General features: G+C 51.5%; 16 protein-coding genes. 11 read left to right on the top strand and 5 right to left on the bottom strand.

Annotated elements, in window-relative coordinates:
- Window positions 1-17 precede the first annotated feature (17 nt).
- From ACGK9W_RS07360 to xrt, 10 genes are all read left to right on the top strand, one after another.
- Window positions 18-1,019, top strand: coding sequence for a glycosyltransferase family 2 protein (locus ACGK9W_RS07360; protein ID WP_405420024.1), 1,002 nt, complete (start codon window positions 18-20; stop codon window positions 1,017-1,019).
- Window positions 1,012-2,505, top strand: coding sequence for a hypothetical protein (locus tag ACGK9W_RS07355; protein ID WP_405420021.1), 1,494 nt, complete (start codon window positions 1,012-1,014; stop codon window positions 2,503-2,505). The genes ACGK9W_RS07360 and ACGK9W_RS07355 overlap by 8 nt, the downstream gene beginning before the upstream one ends.
- A gap of 29 nt (window positions 2,506-2,534) precedes the next feature.
- The gene (locus tag ACGK9W_RS07350) at window positions 2,535-3,590 is read left to right on the top strand and encodes a polysaccharide deacetylase family protein (RefSeq protein ID WP_405420018.1); all 1,056 of its coding nucleotides are present in this window, start codon (window positions 2,535-2,537) and stop codon (window positions 3,588-3,590) included.
- A 35-nt stretch (window positions 3,591-3,625) separates the two neighbouring features.
- Window positions 3,626-4,744: a hypothetical protein gene (locus tag ACGK9W_RS07345; protein WP_405420015.1), complete on the top strand. Its 1,119-nt coding sequence runs from the start codon at window positions 3,626-3,628 to the stop codon at window positions 4,742-4,744.
- Between the two features lie 211 nt (window positions 4,745-4,955).
- Window positions 4,956-5,876, top strand: coding sequence for a hypothetical protein (locus tag ACGK9W_RS07340; RefSeq protein ID WP_405420012.1), 921 nt, complete (start codon window positions 4,956-4,958; stop codon window positions 5,874-5,876).
- Window positions 5,877-5,914: 38 nt separating this feature from the next.
- The gene (locus ACGK9W_RS07335; RefSeq protein ID WP_405420009.1) at window positions 5,915-6,796 is read left to right on the top strand and encodes a glycosyltransferase family 2 protein; all 882 of its coding nucleotides are present in this window, start codon (window positions 5,915-5,917) and stop codon (window positions 6,794-6,796) included.
- Entirely contained in the window at window positions 6,760-7,671 is a 912-nt protein-coding gene (locus ACGK9W_RS07330) for a glycosyltransferase (RefSeq protein ID WP_405420007.1), read from the top strand. Before ACGK9W_RS07335 ends, ACGK9W_RS07330 begins: the two co-directional genes overlap by 37 nt.
- Window positions 7,668-8,732, top strand: coding sequence for a hypothetical protein (locus ACGK9W_RS07325; RefSeq protein ID WP_405420004.1), 1,065 nt, complete (start codon window positions 7,668-7,670; stop codon window positions 8,730-8,732). Before ACGK9W_RS07330 ends, ACGK9W_RS07325 begins: the two co-directional genes overlap by 4 nt.
- Entirely contained in the window at window positions 8,729-9,862 is a 1,134-nt protein-coding gene (locus ACGK9W_RS07320) for a GNAT family N-acetyltransferase (RefSeq protein ID WP_405420001.1), read from the top strand. Before ACGK9W_RS07325 ends, ACGK9W_RS07320 begins: the two co-directional genes overlap by 4 nt.
- A gap of 143 nt (window positions 9,863-10,005) precedes the next feature.
- The gene (gene xrt, locus ACGK9W_RS07315; protein ID WP_405419998.1) at window positions 10,006-11,553 is read left to right on the top strand and encodes an exosortase; all 1,548 of its coding nucleotides are present in this window, start codon (window positions 10,006-10,008) and stop codon (window positions 11,551-11,553) included.
- On the opposite strand, the gene ACGK9W_RS07310 is transcribed toward xrt, so the two are convergent.
- The 5 genes from ACGK9W_RS07310 to prsK all read right to left on the bottom strand — a co-directional run bounded on the left by ACGK9W_RS07310 (window position 11,539) and on the right by prsK (window position 19,994).
- Window positions 11,539-12,252, bottom strand: coding sequence for a glycosyltransferase (locus tag ACGK9W_RS07310; RefSeq protein ID WP_405419995.1), 714 nt, complete (start codon window positions 12,250-12,252; stop codon window positions 11,539-11,541). The genes xrt and ACGK9W_RS07310 overlap by 15 nt on opposite strands.
- A gap of 441 nt (window positions 12,253-12,693) precedes the next feature.
- On the bottom strand, window positions 12,694-13,314 hold the full coding sequence (locus ACGK9W_RS07305) for a PEP-CTERM sorting domain-containing protein (protein WP_405419992.1): 621 nt from the start codon (window positions 13,312-13,314) through the stop codon (window positions 12,694-12,696).
- Between the two features lie 328 nt (window positions 13,315-13,642).
- Window positions 13,643-16,330: a tetratricopeptide repeat protein gene (locus ACGK9W_RS07300; protein ID WP_405419989.1), complete on the bottom strand. Its 2,688-nt coding sequence runs from the start codon at window positions 16,328-16,330 to the stop codon at window positions 13,643-13,645.
- A 67-nt stretch (window positions 16,331-16,397) separates the two neighbouring features.
- A complete protein-coding gene (prsR, locus tag ACGK9W_RS07295) occupies window positions 16,398-17,705 on the bottom strand; it encodes a PEP-CTERM-box response regulator transcription factor (RefSeq protein ID WP_405420982.1) in 1,308 nt (435 codons plus the stop codon).
- A 153-nt stretch (window positions 17,706-17,858) separates the two neighbouring features.
- Window positions 17,859-19,994: an XrtA/PEP-CTERM system histidine kinase PrsK gene (gene prsK / locus ACGK9W_RS07290; RefSeq protein WP_405419986.1), complete on the bottom strand. Its 2,136-nt coding sequence runs from the start codon at window positions 19,992-19,994 to the stop codon at window positions 17,859-17,861.
- A 264-nt stretch (window positions 19,995-20,258) separates the two neighbouring features.
- On the opposite strand from prsK, the gene ACGK9W_RS07285 reads away from it, so the two are divergent.
- Window positions 20,259-21,023, top strand: coding sequence for a PEP-CTERM sorting domain-containing protein (locus tag ACGK9W_RS07285; protein ID WP_405419984.1), 765 nt, complete (start codon window positions 20,259-20,261; stop codon window positions 21,021-21,023).
- Window positions 21,024-21,081: the final 58 nt, after the last annotated feature.

The following is a 21,081-nucleotide window of genomic DNA, read 5'->3' as shown; positions in this document are numbered from 1 at the left end:
ACGAAAAGGAACGAAATGTGAGGGGAATTGACCAGCTAGCCGTAATAGTGCCCGTCTACAATGAAGATAGTGTTCTAGACGTTTTTTATGAGCGTACCTCTGCGATTCTGGACGGGTTAGCAGATCTGGATACCAGGATCGTATTTGTAAATGACGGTAGTGCGGATCAGTCACTTGAGATTCTGAAAAGGCTGGCCGGGGAAGATGACCGCGTTGGCTACATAAACCTGTCCCGTAATTTTGGGAAGGAAGCGGCGATGTCTGCGGCGCTCGATGCGGTAGATGCGGATGCTGTAATTATTATCGACGCTGATTTACAGGACCCCCCGGAGCTGATTCCGGATATGGTGAAGTTATGGCGGGAGGGCGGTTACGACAATATCTATGGGCAACGAACCGAGCGCCATGGCGAAAGCCTGATGAAGAGGGTGACTGCCCATTATTTCTATCGTTTTATGGGTGGGCTTGGACGGGTTACGATCCCCAGGGATACGGGGGATTTCAGGCTTCTGAGCAGAAGAGCCGTGCTGGCTTTGCGCAAACTGCCCGAACATAACCGCTTCATGAAAGGCCTGTTTGCCTGGATTGGGTATCGCCAGAAAGCCATGCCTTACTCGAGGGATTCACGCTTCGCGGGTGACACCAAGTTTAATTACTGGAAGCTATGGAACTTCGCCCTGGACGGCATAACCTCATTTACCACACTGCCATTGAAATTAGCGACCTATCTGGGTGCGATGGTCGCAGTTTTCGCGTTCATCTATGGCTTCTTCATTGTAATCCGCACGCTTCTTTACGGTGACCCGGTGGCGGGTTTTCCAACGTTGATGACCGTTATTCTCTTTCTGGGCGGTGTTCAGCTTCTGTTCCTGGGGATACTGGGTGAATACCTGGGCCGGATGTTTGATGAAACCAAGGGGCGCCCTCTTTATCTGATTGATGAAGAGTATCAGGTGCGTTCGCCAAAGGCTCAGAGTATGGAGATTCTGACCGCAGAAAAGGAAGGCTCTCATGTATGAGCTTAATACCGGGCCCCGGCACCAATACATCGGTTGGGCGCTGGTACTCTTTGCGCTGGCATCTGCTTATTATAATGGCTGGCTTGTCAGCCTTGAACGTGGAGTCTGGTTCGACGAGGCGCTGACGGCCTTTTTTGTCGAGCAGTCCTGGGACGGCCTTTTCAAGCTTATCAGCGAGTTTGAGGCCAATATGTCTTTTTATTATATCTCGTTAAAATTGTGGGCTGGGCTATTCCCATCTGAGATTGGCCTCAGGTTTTTCTCGTTTCTAGCATACCTCGGCACAGGCGCGATTTTTGTGCTTGCGATAAGGCGTATTGTTGGCCTTTGGACAGGCATTGTTTTTCTCGCCCTTTTTTTGGGGCATTTCTTTCTGATCCGATATGGCGTGGAAGTTCGCGGTTATGCTTTCGCTGGTCTGTTCCTAGCCGGTTTATGGTATTGCCTGCTTCGCGCTGCAACGGATGGCGGCGGGCGCTGGTGGGTTGCGTATGCACTAATCGGGCTATTTGCCGTACACTCCCATTTTTTCGTGAGCCTCGGCATTTTCGGCATGGGGATCATAGCGTTACTGCTTCGCACGCCTGCTTTCTCAATTCGTTACTGGTTTTTCTCACATGCGGCGATCGCGCTATCGTTTGTACCGATTCTTTTATTTGTCGTGTTCAAGGAGAGCGGTCAGCTCGCTTGGCAGGAGCCGCCAGATCTTCGCGCGCTGCTTGATACGGCATTTATGTATGCGGGTGCCGCGCCTCCAGCCCCTGACTGGGTGCGACGCTCATTACTTCTCTTTTTTGCAGTCTTGTGTGGGGTGGGTTTGTTGGCCGGGACTCGTTTTTATGCCAGTGACTTCCGGCGCATGAGTACTGAGTTAACATTGGCTAAAGCCTCGTTAATTGCTGTTGCCGCCCTGCCAGTAATACTCGCCTTTGTAATGTCCCAAGTGGAGCCGGCTTTTTCCTGGCGCTTTTTTATTCCATTTGTGCCCTTCTTTCTGGTTCTGGTTGCTTTAGGTATTGGCAGTCTGGGTCGCACCCGCTCTTTGTTGGTTTTCACAGTACTGCTGGGTTTGATGACCACCTCGGCTGTTTCATATTCTGATCGTTCGGACTTTTCATGGTCAGCGCAGGTTGGAAACATGTTTGACGACTGCAATGGCGCTGAGGGTGTTCTGTTCATGACTCCAAATGCCCAGTCGGTTTTCCGTTTTTATGAAACACGATCACGAGAGGCCGACTCATGTAACTGGACCATTTACCCCTATCAAATGACACCGGATAACTACACGAGCAGCCCTGAGATATACCCTGAAGAGCTCACAGGTTTGAGAGATCTTGAGGCACTCTGGATTTATGAAAGCCATTTAGGTGAAGATGAAGCTGGAATCTACCAGAGCTATATGAATGAGATTGAGACGGAATTCCGGGCCTGTTCATTGGTTATAAGGAACGAAGGGCTTACCCTCTTGCGTTGCGTAAGATCTTGAAGTTCGGGATAAATAAAGGGACTTGATTAATGCGGGAGATGATCTTCACATGGCTGGACAGGCTCGGAGTATTCCGGCTGTCACGGCACTTTTTCAGAAATCAGTTGCTGATCCTCTGCTACCACGGGATTTCTGTTCAGGATGAGCATGAGTGGTGGCCCGGAGTATTTATGACCGAGAGTCGCTTCAAGCGGCGGTTATCCTTGCTCAGGTCCAGAGGCTATAACGTGCTTGGTTTGGCTGAGGCTTTAGACAGGCTCTACAACGGCAGTCTGCCAGCCAGAGCTGTTGTGATAACGGCTGACGATGGCTACCTTAACTCGCCTCAGACGCTGGTAAAAGCCTGCGCGGATTTTGACTTTCCTTTAACCATCTACGTCACATCCTATTATTCTGAAAAACAGGCGCCGATTTTTAATGTGATGGTTCAGTATCTGTTCTGGAAGACTGATAAACAGGAGCTTCATGGAGACTTTCAGGCAATCGGTATGCCTGACTCCGAAAGTCTTGACCTATCCACTGTAGAAAAACGCCACGCTCTGGCGAGAAGTGTGGTCAGTTACGGGCGTGAGTGTAATGAGGATCGACAAAGACAGGATATTCTCAAGAGCCTGTGTGAATTACTGGGGCTTGACTATCACGCCATGGTGTCATCCGGCATGTTCAGAATAATGGATGCTGAGACAATCAAAGAGTTGGCAGACAGAGGGGTCGATATTCAGCTACATACCCATCGACACAGGTTTCCAGCCGAAAAGGTATCTGTATATCGTGAGATTGAGCAGAACAGGCAATATCTGGAACCTCTGACAGGCAAGGTTTTGTCGCATTTCTGCTATCCGAGCGGTTTGTGGGATTCGACCCATCTACCCTGGCTGCAGGAGTTGAATATAGAGTCCGCTACTACCTGTCAGTTGGGCTTTGTCTCAGCTCAATCGAATAAGCTGTGCCTGAACCGATACCTCGACAAGCAGGATATTACTGATGGTGAATTTCTGGCCGAGATTTCCGGTTTTTTGAGTATCGCAAGAAGAGTGCGAAAAAGGATTCGATCCTTAGGGGTTGAACAAGGAACAGCTCAGTAAATACGCCTTAAATGCTGCAGAGAAGGACTCCCGTCATGGCAAAGAACTCTCCTCCGGTCCAGGTAACAGTATACGCGGATTCCAATGGAACCCATCTGCACCAGATTTTTACCGGCCTCGATCTACTGGAGAGAAGTGGCGAAATAAATTTGAAATTGCGACCGGTTAGCAGATATACGCAGGGACGGCCAAATCGCCAGTTTCTGGCATTGAAAGCGCAGGTTGGCCCGAGTGGTAGAGTTGCTATATTTGACATGCAGGACGCAGGTGATATTGGTTTGCCTGAATCTCTGGATAAGTGTGACTTATATTATAAGAGAAGTTATAACGAAAACTTTCATGAAAATCTTAATGACGATCAGCGTTCTAAAATTCGCCCTTTTGGATTTAACTATCAGGTTGCTCGAAAAAACAGGTGGCTTTTAATTAATAGATTATTAATGGAATTTGTGGCAAGACCTTTTAATCCATTTAAATCAAAAAATAATTTCCATCTTCATAATGTAAAGGAACTTATAGATCTTAATTTTAGTCAAAGAAAAAAAATAATGCCGGACCACAAAGAGCTACGGCCCGAGGTTTCAGATAAAAAGTATTCCGTTTTATTTATTTGTAGACTGTGGGATCCTGAAGGCCTCTCTGAGGAAAACAGGGAAGATGCAAGAAAAGTTAATGAGTCAAGAATAGAAATAATAAGGGATCTTGGGGCACGGCTTGGGGATCGCTTTCTGGGTGGTATCCAGAGAACCCAGTATGCGGAAAAGCAGGTGCCTGACTTGATAATAAAAGATAAAAAGTTTACGTCTCGGGATAACTATCTGAAACTGGTTCGTCAATCAGAAATTGTCATTTCGTCCAGCGGTCTTCTTGGTTCAACAGGTTGGAAGTTCGGAGAGTATGTGGCTCTTGGGAAAGCGATAATATCAGAACCTCTCCAAAGTGAAGTTCCAGGTGGCTTTAATGTCGGTACGCACTATCTGGAATTCCATACTCCGAGCCAGTGCGTTAAGATTGTTGATCAGTTGCTTGGGGATGGGGAATTACGTCAGAAGCTGGAAGATAACGTATCAAAGTATTTTTGGGAGTATCTTGAGCCGGAAAATCTCATGAGAGATATTATCAACGAACTGATTGGGCCTGTAAAAGTCAAATGAGCGCTGCGGTTCCGTGAAAAAAGAGTGTGAGCAATGAAGGATGCGATCTCTACTTAGCTGTAGCAATTTAGCATGCTCTGTTTTGCCCTGTCTTGTCCCGGAAAGCTGAGAATAATAGGCAGTATCTGGACAAGCAGGCGATCAGTGATTCTCAGTGCATGGCTGAAATATCCGGGGTTCTGAGTTTCATTAAGCGTTTGGGGGCAAGGGTTTGGGCTTTAAGGCGATAAGTGACGAAGAGTTTTATTTGCTTAAGGAGGTGCTCGGGGTTGATCCGCCATCACATGAAGTTGAGGCAGAGATTGCTCGCGCCTTTGATATTGCAACTGGCCTTCACTCACGCTGCGGTTATAGTAAGGTTGGCAAACTTAAGCCATTTTTTCTTGAGCTGGTCGCTGAAAAAGGTGAGCTCCACAGTGAGTTTGTTGCGCGTAGCCTGCTAGCGGTTTTTTTAAGGGACTCGAACTGGAAACCTGTCTGCCAAGTTCCTGACATTGTAAAGCAGGAGTTTGCCCGTGAGAAAATCCGCATCCGCACTGAATTGTTCTCAGTTTCTGCTGGACACTACCGTCCGCTATCGGACGCTTTTTATAAGGATTTTGCGCTATTGAGAGGCGCTGCCATGCCCGGATTCACCGGAATTGTTGATACCCATACGATACTGTGGCGTCGGCCCCTGATTTTCGGGCCCTTTATACAGAGGGTAAAATTTCTGGATATTCTTCTTACCTGGCCCTTCGGTACTCGTTATTTTTTTCAACACCATGTTCATTCAAGCCTGCTAGAGCGCTTTAATGAATCCGGCAGGCTGAGGATGTATCGTCTGGTGGTAGCGCTGCTGGAAGCAAACGAGAATCACAAAGGGTTTTGTGGCACAAGCTGGTTTTATGATCCGCAGCTGAAAAAAATAAGCCCGAGGTTATCCTACCTTGCGGACTATCCATTGGCTTACGGTGCCCGGAGATTTCATCTCGGGCAGGATCTGACTGGAAGCGCAGTTGCCAGGTCAGCCACGCGGGCCAGGCTGCATGAGCAGGGGAGATACGTGCCCCAGTCATACATGCTGGTCTGGCCCAAAAAGCCGATGGTCAGGCATGTAGAATCTTATTTATCCAATGATGGTGCCCCTTAGATGATGATTTCAGGGTTGAGTTAAGGGAAATAATTTGAATGCAGAAAAATCCTTTGGTTTCTATTGTCACGCCGACCTATAACCGGTCGGATTTTTTACCTGAGGCTATAGAAAGCGTTTTGAGCCAGACCTATGAGAATCTTGAGCTCATAATTGTCGATGATGGCTCAACGGATGATACGCAGGCGCTGGTGGAGTCCTACCAGAAAGATCCGCGTATTCGATATTTTTACCAGTCAAATCAGGGCCAGAGTGCAGCGAGGAACAGGGGAATTGCGGAGTCCAGGGGGGATTTTATCTGCTTTCTGGATTCGGATAACGCCTGGGTACCCCACAAGCTGGAAAGATCTCTTTTGGCGTTTGAGCGCTTCCCTGAAGCCCAGGTAGTTTACGGTGACAACATACTGATTGATGAAAACAGCGTCGAGATTGGCAGAAACAATATGAGACGCCATTCCGGGAAAATTACAGATCGTCTTCTGAATGACAATTTCGTCAGCATGAATACGACCATGACCCGCAGGCAGTGCTTTGACGAGATGGGCGGCTTTAATGAGGCTGACCGGATAGCAGAAGATTATGAACTATGGCTCAGGTTTTCCACGAAATTTGAGTTCCGTTATATCCCGGAATTGCTGGGTTTTTATCGTGAGATGGAGAATCAGATTTCGTCCGACAAACAACAGCGTTTTGAGGGCAATGAGCGGTTGTTGCTGAAATTTTTGGAGCAGTATCCTGATGCTGTCGCGGCAAAACGGCGTCGGAGGGGCCTGAGCCACTTCTACACCAGAAAAGCCCGTTATGAGATTTCGGTTAAGGCATTCGGTGCTGCTTTGTCGGATATCGCCAAAGCAATGAAATACGACCCGTGGTGGCAGGGTCCATGGCGCGCACTGGCAAAAATGGTCTTGAGAAGGTAATGGCCGTCGTCAGCGTAATTACGCCCACCTATAACAGGGCTGAATTTCTGCCTGCGGCAATCTCAAGTGTGTTGGCCCAGACTTACGAGGATTTTGAGCTGATTGTGGTGGATGATGGCTCGGTGGACCATACCCTTAAAGTGATTAAACCTTTTCTTGAGGATAGGCGCGTAAGGTATTTTTTTCAGGAAAACCAGGGGCAGAGCTTTGCCCGCAATTATGCGCTTGCACAGAGCAGCGGAGAGTTTATCGGGTTTCTTGATTCAGATGACCTCTGGTGCCCGGACAAGCTTGAAAAACAGCTCAAGTCATTCAATGCCCACCCAGGCGCAGATATCGTTCACGGTGATGAAGCGCTGATCAATGAACAGGGTAAGGTGATCAGCCGCAAAAACATGAGGCGTTATTCGGGGTGTATTACACGGCAACTACTGGCCGATAATAGCGTCAGCATTACTACGGCGCTGGTCAAGCGCCGGTGCTTTGATGAGATGGGCGGGTTCGATACCTCGGTGGGTGTTGCCGATGATTATGATCTATGGTTGCGCTTTTCCGCACGGTACCGGTTTCATTATGAACCGGGTATTGTCGCTTCCTATCGTGTTATGGAAGCTCAGATTTCATCGGATAAACGCAGGCGTTTTGCGGCTAATGAGATGATCATCAGGAACTTTCTGATGCACTATGGTGACGGGCTTTCGCGGCAGGATAGGCGTTGGGGGCTTTCCCGTTTTTACTGTCGCTCTGCCCGGTATTTCGCCAGCATTGGCGTAAGAGGCAAAGCGGCACGGGCTATTGTTATGGCCTTTGCCAATACGCCTTTGAGTTCTGTTGTCTGGCGGTCCCTCTTCCGGGTATTGGTGCCGCGAAAATGAAGCATTTAGACCATAGCCCTGGCCATACAAACGAGTACCTGCCGCGCTGTGTTCCCTGGCAAAGCCGATATCGCGAAGGTGTGCTTCAGCTTTTCTCGGATGTTACTCATAAAAGGCAGCTGTGGGACTGGCAGTTCCAGTCCAATCCATTTGGCTTTCGTTTCGATTCGGTAGTTCTGGTTGACCGCAAAGACCAGGTAGTTGGTTTCAACGGTGTGATGCCTGTAATGGCTAGCGACAGAGGCGCGGAGCTGCCGGTTCTTTGGAGTTGCGATTTTTTTCTTGCCCCGGCCTGGCGCGGGAAAGGTTTGGGGAGCGAAATCAAACACGAACTGCACAAGAAAGCTCCTGTCATTATGGCCTTTGGTATCAGTGACAGGGCCAGTGAAGTCCTCAAGCATCTTGGCTGGGTGCAGGATATCTCTGTGGAAAGCTACCGGATGATTAGAAAGGTTGGAGGTTGGCGCAGTTGGGCGTTTATGGCGCTGCAATTGGCGAACCGAGTTGCGCGGGGCATACTGTCTTTACGCTGGCTGGCGACTGTGCCAAAGGACCTGCACCTTTCGGTGCGATCCTCGCTCCCTGCCAGGGATACGGTTGATTCCCTTTGGAGGGCATGCGCAGAGAGCTATGAGCGGGTTGTTGTCAGGGATTATCGGTACCTTGACTGGCGTTATCAGAAACATCCACTAGCGCGCTATGCCTTTGTTCGTGCGGAAAGAGCAGGAGAGCTTGAAGGAATTCTTGTGGTAAGGACCCATGGCGAGCAGTTGAGGATTGTGGACTATGTCGGGCCGGGCGACAACCGACAGGTAAAACAGGAATTGATCAACTATGCCGTCAAGTGTTTCCGCCATCAGACCCAGATTTCAGCGGTTACGTCTGATAGTCAGTTTGGCGACTGCCTTCAGGCTTCGGGATTTATCCGGTTACGGAGAAAGCCAGGTTTTTTCCGGTATGAGAAAGAGCCGTCTGACGCAAGATGGTTCATTATGGCCGGTGACTCGGATGGCGAGTTCCTCCAGGCCAGTTCCGATTTTTGTTACCGTGGCGCTTTATGAGTCTGCATTTAAAGCGCTTGTCCGAGGCTGACTTCAGTTCTATGGCCTACGAATGGCATGTTTGCGTGGAAAACTCCACTGCCAATCCCGTGTTTCTTGGCTGGCCCTGGTTGTATAGCTGGTGGGAAGTGTGGTCGCAGGTCCTTGGGCTTGAGCTTGTGCTGATCGCTGTCTACGACGAAGAGGGTGCATTGATTGGACTGGGCCCTTTTTATCGACGGGCGATGCTGACCTCTGCCGGGGTTCGTGTCTATCGGCTGTACCTGATTGGTAGTGCATGGCGCCTGGCATCAACGGTGAGGACGGAATATTGCGGGCTTGTTCTGCCTGAGGGTCGTGAAGATGAGGTCAATGATGCAATTCTGAGCGCAGTTGCAAAACTGGAGTGGGACGAGCTCATCTGCAGCGACGTAGTCGGGCGGGATATTGCCCGACTGTCTCCCGCCCTTTGGCCTACCGCTAATAAACCAAGCTTTATAAACAGAATGAATGACAGAGGCGTTCGGGTAAAGACGCAGGGGGCATTCGATGACTGGCTGACGGGCCTGGGTAAAAATACCCGCCTCAAGGCATACAACCGCAGGACTTATCTGCGAGAGCTAGGCGAACTGACTTTTGGTGCTCACGATTCTGAGAACCATGGCGATTTTCTTAAGCGCCTGAACGACTTTCATGTCGTGCGCTGGGGCAAACCAGTATTTGACGAAGATGCCCTGCGGTTCCATCAGCTTTTTATTGATCGGCTTCCCCTTGGTGGCGGCAGGGCAGAACTGACGACATTGAATTTTAATGGGGACTGTGTGTCGGTTCTTTATGATGTGGTAGTCGGGCGTTGGCGAATGAACCTTCAGGCTGGCTTCATCGAAGATTTTGACAGCAAGGTGGCCTTAGGCTTGCTACATCTGGGGTTTGCCGTAGAGTCGGCTTTTAAGGAGGACAGTGTTGATTTTTACGATCTTCTCGCTGGCGGTGGTAAAAAGCACTTCTATAAATCGCACTTCCAGGGTGAACCTGTAGAGTTCTCGACTTTTCAGCTTGTGAGGAACCCGATTATCGGTTTCCTTTACTGGTTACAGGGTATAGCACCTGGGCCGGCTTCAAGATTATTCAACCGAAAGATAGGGCTTTAGTGTTGATGCTTTTTGACTGACTATGGCAAAAACACCTTTTACCGGGCAAAATTCACACTGATACCAAAGAGGGATTTACATTCCTTGGGTTTGGATTTTCACTCGCGTCGAAGCCGCACCCAGTAACAAAAGGAAGTTGAAACATGGCACCCGGCTTAAACCTCTCACGTCTGCCTGTCAGGGCATTGCTGCCTTTTCTGGTTGCTTTGTCGTCGCTGATTCTTCTCATCTTCCCCACACTTGTTGATATTTTTAACCGCTGGCTCAAGTTTGACGAGTCCTATTCCCATGGGCTTTTGTTGCTTGCGGTATCGGTATGGCTGATTTTCAGGACTATCATGCGGAACACGCTTCTAGCGGGTTTCTATCCCTTATGGCTGTTGCCTTTTGTGCTGGCGTTGATTGCCTATGGTCTTGGCGACATATTGCGTCTGGAGGCGCTAAGCCAACTGACTGTCGTTCCGCTTTTACTGGGTCTGCTGGCGATTTTTCTGGGTTGGAGTCAGGTCAGGCTGTTCATTGTTCCTGTTGGGGTTCTGATATTCACGATTCCTTTCTGGGATTACCTTTCCTGGTCGCTCCAGTTAATCACGGTTGAGATCAACCGCCTGTTGTTGGGTCTGTTTGATATCGATTTTGAGGTGCAGGGGGTTTATGTTTACCTTCTTGGGATAGGCGCTTTCGAGGTAGCTAACGGTTGTTCGGGGCTGAGATACCTGCTGGTGGGACAGTCTCTGGCGCTGTTGTACGGCGAGCTGAATTTTCGGCGCCTTAAGTCGCGGGTGATTTTCTTTCTGACGGCTGTGTTTTTCGCTCTGCTTGCCAACTGGATACGGGTTTTTGTGATCATCTACATGGGGCACGAGACCAACATGCAGTCCAGCCTGATTGATGACCACGAGGCTTTTGGATGGTGGGTTTTTGCGGGGACTCTGGTGCCGCTTTTTTATATTGGTTACCGGATGGAAATCGGCCAAGAGGCGGCGGAAGAGGCAGCAGCTCTACCTTTCAAAGGCGGCAGGGCGGCAGTAGCTCGCAATCCCTGGTATGCGGGTGTTGCCGCAGCCGCCTTTCCTCTGCTTGTGCTCTTCTTGCTTCCGTCTGGATCCGGCGAGGTAAGGGCCCAGCCTGATACTCTGAGGATCGATCTGGGTGGTGATCGCTACGCGCCACTGTTTGATGCGCGCCTGAATGGCTGGCGGCCGCAGATTCGCAATCCGGATTTTGTCTATCAACAGACACTGGCGGACAAACACGCCATTGGTGAACAGGGCGGCCTACAGGAACAGCTCTTCGTTGGTGTTTATGGTTACGAATATCAGCGGCATAGGGCGGAGCTGATTCAGTACGTGAACAGGGTCTACCGCAAAGACCAATGGATTGCGAAGGAATTTTTCAGGGTACCTTCCCCGGTGGGCGATAGCCTACAGGGCATGACCTTGCGCAGCTCAACGAGCGAGGCTGAGATACACCTGGCCTACACCTATTATGTTGGGTCCTTATGGGAAACTGATGAGTTGAGGGCCAAGCTATTACAGATTGTCAATCTTCTTGGGCCGAGAACGGATGCATCACTGATCGTGTTTGGCGTTAGTTGCGATGACTGCGATGGTGAAGCTGCGCTGGAGTCGATGGTGGGTGACCTGATGCCGGTGGTGGTTGAGCAGGTGGACAGTTTATTTGTCGAGTGATTCCTGTTGGCGCTGTTGAATTTCCTCCAGAAGCTGCCGAACCCTTTGAACAAACTGCTCGTGGTTGGTTGCTACCCATCGCGCAGCGTTGGCAGTTTTGGTATTCCACTCATCCTGCCCGACTGTTAAAATCCGCTCGATGGTGTCTTCAAGTGCACGGTCAGAGACCAGGTAGCGCTTGCCCAGCCGGCAACGTTTCTCGCTGGAATAGGGCACAAGATATCCCCGCTCTGGTCTGATCAACTCGTTCATGGGCGGTGCATCGGTTGTAATGGCGACGGCACCATTGACCATGGCTTCGATCAGGATTTGTCCAAAACCTTCTGCTTCTGAAGGCATGACCGCAAAGGTGGCTGTTCGCCAGAGTTCTTGCATCTCCTGATTGGTGACCCGACTGAGAGGACGGATATTCCCCGGTATGGGATTGGGTAGCTCAACCTGATCGGCAACGAGGGTCAGGATTGGCCATTCCGGGTGCCTGAGCCAGGACTGGAGCACTGGTGTTGTGCCTTTGAGGGGGCTGGTTCCGGCTACATGAAGAAAGCTTATGTCAACGCCACGGTCCGTGGAAAGATTCGTGTGTTCCGCCTGCTGGGTTGAAAACCCCAGGTAACGGACATCCGGGTGGCGGCCTTCGAAGCTTTTCTCTGCGGTGTGGGTTTTACAGAGCACCTGGTCAATATCCTGCAGGTAGTGCATTCTTTTAAGTTGAAACCACTCTTGGTTTGGGATCAGCAGGTTTGTGCGGTTTGGCCTGATACAGGACGGATGTATGTTTTCCAGGTGGATAATCAGGTCAGCCTTGATGAAGTGGAACCCGAGCCACCGACGGAGTTTTCTTTGAAGGGCATCCAGAGCTTGTACGACCGGCTTGGGAAATGCCCGCGTTTTCAGACGGTGCCATTTCGCTGAAAGCTTCGATATCAGGGGAGATGCGGGTTTCAGGGGCGTGGCAGAGGCCTGGTGGTGAAGTTGCTGAATGACCGATACGAGCAAGTCGGCGTCTTTAGTGAGCCCCCGCCCCGAACGAGTGTAAAAGATTTCAACGCGCACTGTTAATTATGCCTACCACCAAAAAAGAAGACCCCGCCGGGGCAGGGTCTTACTCTAACACATTGGCTGTGTTCCGTTATCAGGCAATTACTTCTTTGCCTTGAAACGCAGGGCCAGGCCGGCGAGGCCGAGGCCGAGCAGAGCCAGGGTACCTGGCTCCGGAACCTTGCTGGCCGTGACCTTGAGAATCAGATCATCATGGTTGTCATCCGGTCCTGCACCGCTATCGTCCAGTAACAGGTAGAATGAATCCATTCCGGCTGAAGCCATGAAGAAGTTGGCGTTGGCCGTACCGTCATTGCCTGCGTTGGTCACGTTACCGGACCCACTGTTTACGGTAAATTTGAAGTCAAGCAGGCCGGCTCCGCCATTCCAGATAGTGCTGTAGGTATCGCCGGCTCCTGAAGACGAGGTATTGAACACTTCCGTGCCGCCAAAGTTGAAAGTATTAATGTAGCCTGCCTCTTTAAACAGATACTCGAAGGTCAGCTTGATCGGATCGGTTCCAACAGCCTCCAGCGAGCCGCCCAAGGTACCTACCGTTCCAACCAGCGGAGCATAGTCGTTGTTGGTAGGAATTACATAGTTATTAACCTCGGCAGAACCAGCCACTTCCTGAATCAGAGCAGCATTAGCAGCAGAAACGGAAAACCCGCCAATGGCAACCGTCGCGACAGCGCTGCAGAGCAGTTTCTTGCGAACATTCATCGTCATTCTCCTTGACTATCTTTCGTGTTGCATCTGGTGATGCAGCGTTTGTCTTCACTGCTTAGACTGCAGTGCTATGGTTAATAAAAGCAATCTTCGGGCCAATTCATAAGTCGCTGAAAACAATAGATATTTAGGCGGAGTCAGAAAAAAGTGTAAAAGATGGTGACGTTTAAGGTCCGTCGGGGCGGGGCGGATGCGTCTACAAGCCCTGTGGGGCATCCTCTAGCCGGATTTTTCGGATGCAGAGGCCCGCAAATACAGGCCCAGCGATGAAACGGAACGGCTTTCGGTCCCCGCCAAAGGCTGTAAAGTAACGTGACACCACTCATAACTTTTCCAGTATTTTCCGTGCCTTATCGGGCTGGTTGTTAGTCTTGTACGCCTCCGCCAGATGCCTTGCGATTTCTTCCGAATCCGGCGCCAGACTGTGTGCTTTTTCAAGCACGGGGATGCTTTCTTCCTGTTGCCCATTATTGAACAGAATCCAGCCGTAGGTGTCCGCAACGGCCGCGTTATCCGGGCTTAGTTCATAGGCTCTGCTGGCCAGGTCGATAGCCCTCTCATCGTTTTTCTCGTGGTACATCCAGGCCAAGTTGTTAAGTGCGATGACGTTATTGGGTGCAATTTCAATAAGCCGGGCATAGGATTCTGACGCTTCGTCGATGTTGCCGCGCTCCTGTTGCAGAATGGCCAGATTGGTCAGCAGTGGCTCGGAGTCGGGGAAGCGCTTCTGGGCCGCTGTCAGGCTTTCCAAGGCTTTTGACTGTTGTCCATCACGGCTCAGTGCCCGGGCGTAGGACATTTCAAGTTCCGGTGTCCTGCGTTTGTCCAGTGCCAGCTGGTACAGATCCGCCGCCTGGGCATGTTCTTCCTCCTGTTCGAAGTGTCGCGCTTCCACGATGAAGGGCGCGGCGGATTCGGGATGGCGCTGTTTGACGTCCCGCAGGATGTCTCTGGCGATTTTGCTGTTGCCTGCTGCAAATTCCAGTGCTGCGGCTTGAAGGCCTATCTGTTCATTGTCTGGAAACAGGACCCGGCCGCGACGGAGAATTTGCATGGCCTCTTCGGTTCGGTTCCGCTGGGTAAGCTGGGTGGCGATACCATGGTAGACGGTGGCGACCAGGCCGGCAGTCGGGGCAGGGGTATTTTCGTCTTCCCGTTCGAGCAGGCCGGCGGTAATTTCGCCGGCTTCCTGTTCGTTTCCGGCGATCAGTGCGGACTCCAGCATGACTAGTCTTGGAGCGATGGCCTCAGGCTGTTCCTTGTGGATGTCCTGCATCAGGGCGGTGAGTTCATCCCGGTCCATGACTGCTGTCAGGCCACGCAGTGCCTGCAGGCTGTTTGGCTGAAGTCTGATTGCTTTGGTGAAATGCGATGCCGCTTGTGCACGGTTTTCCTGGGACAGCGCTAGGTTACCCAGCGCGATCAGGGGTGCCGGGTTTTCAGGCTCCGCTTTTGCGGCTTTTTCAAAGGCACTACGGGCGGTGCCCGGGTTTCCGGACCTTGCCGCAATGTTGCCCAGGGATACCATGGCAGTGATGTTGTCTGGCTGCTCTTTTACCCACTGTTCCGCCACCTGGCGCGCGGCCGCCAAGTCGTTGGCCGATGCGTGGGCCTGGATGGCCATCATGCGGGCGGGGGCCAGGTCCGGGTCGTTTTTAATGGCCGCTTTGGCCTGTTCCAGGGCTTTGCCGGTTTTGCCCTCCTGGATCAGATACCCTGCATATCTGAGGCGAACACTGTTATTGCCGGGGGAAAGCTCAATGGCCCGTTCGATCATCTGTTCGCCGCTTTGCTTATCGCCGCTGGCCAGTGAGGCATATCCGACCAGTGCGAGGGTCTGGGGATCCGAGTCCTGATCTTCGATGCGAGCAAGTACTTCTTTTGCGCCATCGGGGTTGCGCAATTGCAGTCGGGTTGCAGCCAGCAGTTTTTGGGCTTCTTCGGATTCGTTCAGGGCGGCGATGGGCTCCAGCAAGGCTTCGGCTTCTTCGGGTCTGCCCTGGCGGAAGCGGATGATGCCGAGCATCAGTGCCGACTGTTCATGGTTGGGAGCCTGGGCAAGGGTTTCTTCCAGGTATCTGGCGGCTGCGCTCAGGTCGCCTTCGTTGAAGGCTTCCTGGGCGGCAATCAGGTTGCTGCGGATGGTACCAGGGGCGGATTTAGCAAGGATTTCCTCATACACGAAGGCTTCCGACGCCTTGCCCTGCTGGCGTAGTACGTCGATCAGCGCGGACATGGTTTCAAATTTCCGGTACGTCATGATGTCGTACTGGCCGATGGTTTCGAGGGCGTTGATGTAGGCCTGTTCGGCTTCGGTCCAGCGGCCATCGGAATGGGCCAGGCGGGCTTTCCATAGCCAGAGTTCAACATGCTCGGGGTCAATCTCGGTGGCCTGGCGGACAAATTCGGCGCTTTCTTCTTCCTTGCCTTCGCTGATGGCGACTCTGGACAGGCCGATCAGTGGTTCCACAGAACCGGTATTCATGTCCCTGGCCGACTGGTAAGACTGACGGGCTGCGTCTGTTTCGCCCGAGGCGAGAAGGATGTGGCCTTTTAGCAGCGCGGCTTCGGACTGCTGGTTGCGGTCGGCATCCTTAATGGCTTTCAGGGCCTGCAGTGCGTCTTCGTATTCCTGTTGCATCAGGTTGGCTTCGGCCCGGATAAGAACCGCTTCGTTCCGGGTTTTCTGGCCCATGTTGGCGGGGTCGACACTTTCCATCAGGCCGTCGAGCTGTCGTTCTGCATTACGGGCATCCCCCGCAGTCAGCAGGTTGTTGATGATGACCAGGTAGGGTTCGACACGTTCCGGCTGCATTTCAATGGCGCTGCGGGCTTCCAGGGTGCTGGCTTTGAGTTCACCCTGGCGTTGGAAAAAGCGCGATTGGTCGAGGTGACTGATGTACTTGATCTCTTCCGGGGTCATTTCAGGGGCACTCTCGCCGCAGCCAACGACCGCCAGCAAAGTGGCAACTGAAAGAAGGGTGGCACGTACTGCTGACACTAGTTTCATGGCCCTGTTCCTTTTCCCTTTTGGGTCTTGTCTTGGATTCCTTGCCTGTCATTCAGGCACGTTATGATCAAGGGGACGTTTTTATCCGGTACTTGTCTGTGAGGTTATATAGAGTTGGCCGGGTAACGCCAAGCAGGCGAGAAGCCCGCGCCATATTGAATGCGCAGGACTGGAGCGCCTGTAAAATTGCAGCCCGTTCTGCATCTTCCCGCACTTGCCGCAGGTTGAGCTGTTTTTCCGGGCATGTTTCACCGGTTGACAGTTCCAGATCTTCAGCCGTTACCCGTTTACCCTCGGCCATAATTGTGGCTCGCTTGACCTTATTGATCATTTCTCGGACGTTGCCGGGCCACGAGTAATTGCTGATGGCGTTAACGGCATCTTCGCTGAAGGACAGATTCGGTCGGTCCATCTGTTTGCCAAGCGATTTGAGCAACGATTGGGCAATAACGAGGGCATCACCTTCGCGGTCCCTCACGGCGGGTACATCCAGCGTGATTTCGCTGATTCGATAGTAAAGGTCTTCCCGGAATTCACCGCCATCAATCAACTGCCTGACATCACGATGGGTCGCGCATACAACGCGGACGTCCACTGGTACAGGGTTGACCGAGCCAACGCGATCAACGACCCGTTCCTGGAGAAATCGTAGAAGCTTCGCTTGCAGCGCCATGGGCATGTCGCCAATTTCGTCCAGGAAGAGTGTGCCGCCGTTAGCGCTTTCAATTTTTCCTTTTTTGGATTGAGTTGCCCCTGTGAAAGACCCTTTCTCGAACCCGAAAAGCTCACTTTCAAGCAGGTTTTCAGGAATGGCCGCGCAGTTAATGGCGGCGAAGGGTTTTTCACGGCGGTGGCTAAGATCGTGAAGAGCACGTGCAAGCAGTTCTTTGCCGGTGCCCGTTTCACCTGTGATTAAGGTAGTCACGTCGGTAGGTGCAACTTTTTCCAGCGTGCGGCAGATCGACAGCATTTGGGGGCTGGAGGCAACAATACCCTTGATATTGGCGCCATTACCTTGCATCCCGAGCTCTCTGTTCTCTTTCTCAAGCTCGGCAAGCCGGAAGGCCCGGTTAACTACAAAGGTGAGTATATCGGCGTCCAGCGGTTTCTGGTAAAAATCCGAAGCGCCCATGCCGACCGCTTTCACTGCGTTTTCTTTGTCTTCACGGCCGGTGACTACGATAACCTTTGTCATGGGCGCCAGCTGAAGAATGTCTTCAAGGAGACGGAATCCTTCAGTGGCTCCACCTGGATCCGGAGGGAGGCCTAGATCAAGTGTTACCACCTCCGGCTCTTCTCGTCGTAGGCACGTCAGGGCAGACTCTCGATCCGACGCTACGGATACATCGAGGTCTTCACTGAAACACCACCGCATCTGGCTCTGCAGGCCTGGGTCATCTTCTATTATCAAGAGTCGTCTGGTCACAACAGCAACAAGTCCTTTGTAGTGATACTTCCACCCACCTGATTCTCAACCGAACATTGACACTTTGCAATGTCGATTTGCAGGGAAGCTCCACGCCGACATTTAATTGGCGCTTTGTAGCGGATCGTCCGGAACAGAAAGCGGACGCAGCTCTTCAAGACCTTCAACCTTGAGCTTTGCTGCCGCCAAAGGAATTCTTACGGAAAAGCAGGAGCCGATACCAGGTTCACTGGTTACATCAATATTGCCGCCGATTTTTCGGATATATTCCCGTGCCTGATAGGCGCCAATGCCCATTCCGGTAAGGCCTTTTGTGCTTTCAAAGGGTTTGAATAGCTGGCTGGAAATAAATTCTTTGGTCATTCCTGTTCCCGTGTCCTGAATGAAGAGCACCACATTGCCTTTGGCGATTTTCAACGTGATCGATATTTCGCCATCGCTCGATGTGGCGTCCTGTGCATTCTGGACCAGGTGGCCGAGTACGCTTCGAAGCTGTTCTGCATCCGCTTTAATCATGGCATCGCGGACATTGCCTTCCAGGTGGGGGGAAGGCCTTTGATGTCGGTGATGCTCAACGAGGTCCTGCACGAGGGTAGTCAGGTTGAGCAATTGACGCTGATCTTCCTCATCCTTGCCGGGTCTCCGTATATGGTCGACCAGACTGGACATTTTGCGAACAGCATGGTCTGTGGTGTTGATCATGTCGTCGATGAAAGCCGGATTATTTCTGTGCTTCGGGGCATTTTTCACAAGAAGCGAGAGCTGCGCAATCACGGTTTTTAGGTCGTGCACCATAAAGGCAGAGGCTTTGCTTACGGCTTCAAATTGCATTGCACGCGATAGCCGGTTTTGGGCGTCAGCCTGGGCGAGAAGGTTACAGGTTTGCCGGGCAACGACTTTGATGAGGTCGAAGTTTTCCCAGTTAAGCTCAACTCTGGCGTATGGGTTGCCTACTACTGCCATGCCGTACAAATCGTTGCCCAGGTAAAGCGGGATAATGAGCCAGGCGTCCGGGGTTTTTGTAATGGCATCTGGTATTTCAAGCAGATTGTAGCTGACCGGGTCCACTCCGTACTCATGCAGGTCAACAATCCACTCCCGGTCTGAGAAGAAACGCACCAGCTCTGCATCATGGTCGATAATCGTGTGCTTTGGTGTGGACAGGTTGACGGCAGCCTTTAGGACATAGGCATCCCTCTCGCCTTTCAGCCACATCGCGCCGCCGTTGCTTTCAACCAGTCCCGCAAGAATTCGGATTACCCGCTCCGGGAGCGGAGGGTCGTTGCTCAGATTGGCCAGCTCCCGGGTCATCTTCAGCCATTCTTCCCGGTAGTCGTACTTGTAATCAAAAAAGTTCTGGCTGATCAGAACCATGAGTCTCGCTCTGATTCGCCTTGAGAGCAGCAATGTGGCGAGGAAGACAAGCGATATGGTCAGGAAGAGAACTTGAAGCGCTTCGCCCCAGTTGCCACCCAGTGCCCGAACGTAATAACCGCCCATTGCGAGGAAAAGCAGATAACCGCCAGCAAAGACAAGGGTGCTGGCATGAAATACTGCCGTTCGGGAAAGCTGGAACTCGATTGGCTGTTTGCGGGTGTTGATAACGTTTACGGCAAACAGGGGCACCATGGCAGCATTTATAAAGCCACGGGCGTTCCAGAATGAGTCCGAAATATGGCCAAAGAGCAGCGCATCGGTGTACATGAAAAAATCGAACGCAAAGATGGTGATTACGCCGATGCACAAGTACTTCATGCTGGAGCGGCCCAGGCCGGTGGAGTTTCGCCAGATCTGCTCAACAACAGAGAGCCCAAGTAGCGCGAGACCGATCTGGCCAAGAACCTTTGCTTTGCCGCTGAGCAGTTCCAGCGCGAGAAAATACTCCAGTACGCCAACCACTATCAAACCGGCAATCAGAACGCCACCACCCAGCGCCATCATGGTGCGTACGCGGGCATTGAGACCCGATGATTTAAAGGAATCTCTGAGGATTGCGAAGAGCAGCAGTAACCAGGAAGCATCCCTGAGAAGCTCAAGGAGGTAACGGATCAGAAAGTCTGGCTGACCAAAAAGGCTTTGTGTGACAAGCGCCGAGGCCCATAGGAAAGAAATAATGGCCGCAAGAAGGAGCGCGCGGTCGACGTTTCGCCGCAAATAGCGAGTGCCAACTATAATTGCCAGCAGCAGAAAGCAGATTGCTGCTGCTCCGTGGCTTATAACGCCCAAATCCTTGAACATCGTGTGTTTCCCTTGGTTAACCCGCTTCCATATTGGTCGGATTATTGAGGGTGATCAAGCAAACAGACTGTAACGAAAATTGAACACTTATTTCCAGTAGTGTCGGTATCTTTTACATATGCGGCGCCTGGACGTGTGCTCTCTTGTAGTTCCTCTTTCTAACTAATTGAATAACCAATCTTTCTATTGTCCTGGTCCGTTCTCTGCTAGGTGGGAGGTGGTCGGATTAGTTGTTTATAGTCGTATCCAGAAAGGGAAGCAGTTATGAACTACGGGAAAACAGTAAAAGCTTGGTCTGCGGGTCTGATTTTTTCGGTTGCGGCCTCTTTCGCGAGCGCGGGTCCTATTGCAACGATGGACCTTAAGTTTGGTGCCGATGGCAACAAATTTCCTGAAGGCTACAGGACGGGAACTATCACCAAGGAAACAAGCGACGGTACCAATCAGAGTCGGGTTGCTGCTGGTATGTTTCGTTTCTCTGTAAACAATATTCAGGGTGACACACCGTTCCCTCTTTCTTCGAATGACGTGCTCGATGCGTTCTGTGTCGACATTGATACCCCTTTGGATCAATACAATACCGTAAGTTATTCATTGCTAAGTGCGACCGATTACTTCCAGAATTCCCGTAAGGTTAATCTTATGAGTAGCCTCTACACGGGGTTTGGTGGCGACGAAGTTAAGGATTCCCGAACTTCTGCAGCGTTTCAATTGGCGCTTTGGGAAATAATCAATGAGAACACCGAACAATTAAGCTTGAGCGATGGTTCCTTTACATCAACTGATTTCACTGACGCAAAGGAAGCTGCTAACGGATGGTTTACTGGGCTGGGCGATATTGTAAGTGGATTTAATTTGTTTGTCTTAGAATCGGATTCAGATGCCGACGGGAACAAGCTCTCTCAGGATTTGCTCGTGTTCTCGCCCGCGCCTCCGGTAAAAGTTCCTGAGCCGGGTACTCTGGCGCTTTTGGCCCTTGGCATCTGCGGCCTTGTTTTGAGAAAGGCATCCAAGCGCTCAAAGGACTGATAGTGTCAGCTTCTTAAACCTTGTATCAGAAGCCCCGCACTCCAATAGCGGGGCTTCT

This window comes from Marinobacter flavimaris (assembly GCF_045057155.1).
Taxonomy (GTDB): Bacteria; Pseudomonadota; Gammaproteobacteria; order Pseudomonadales; family Oleiphilaceae; genus Marinobacter; species Marinobacter manganoxydans.
The sequence above is the reverse complement of the archived record's forward strand: the minus strand, read 5'-3'. Positions and strand labels throughout refer to the sequence as shown.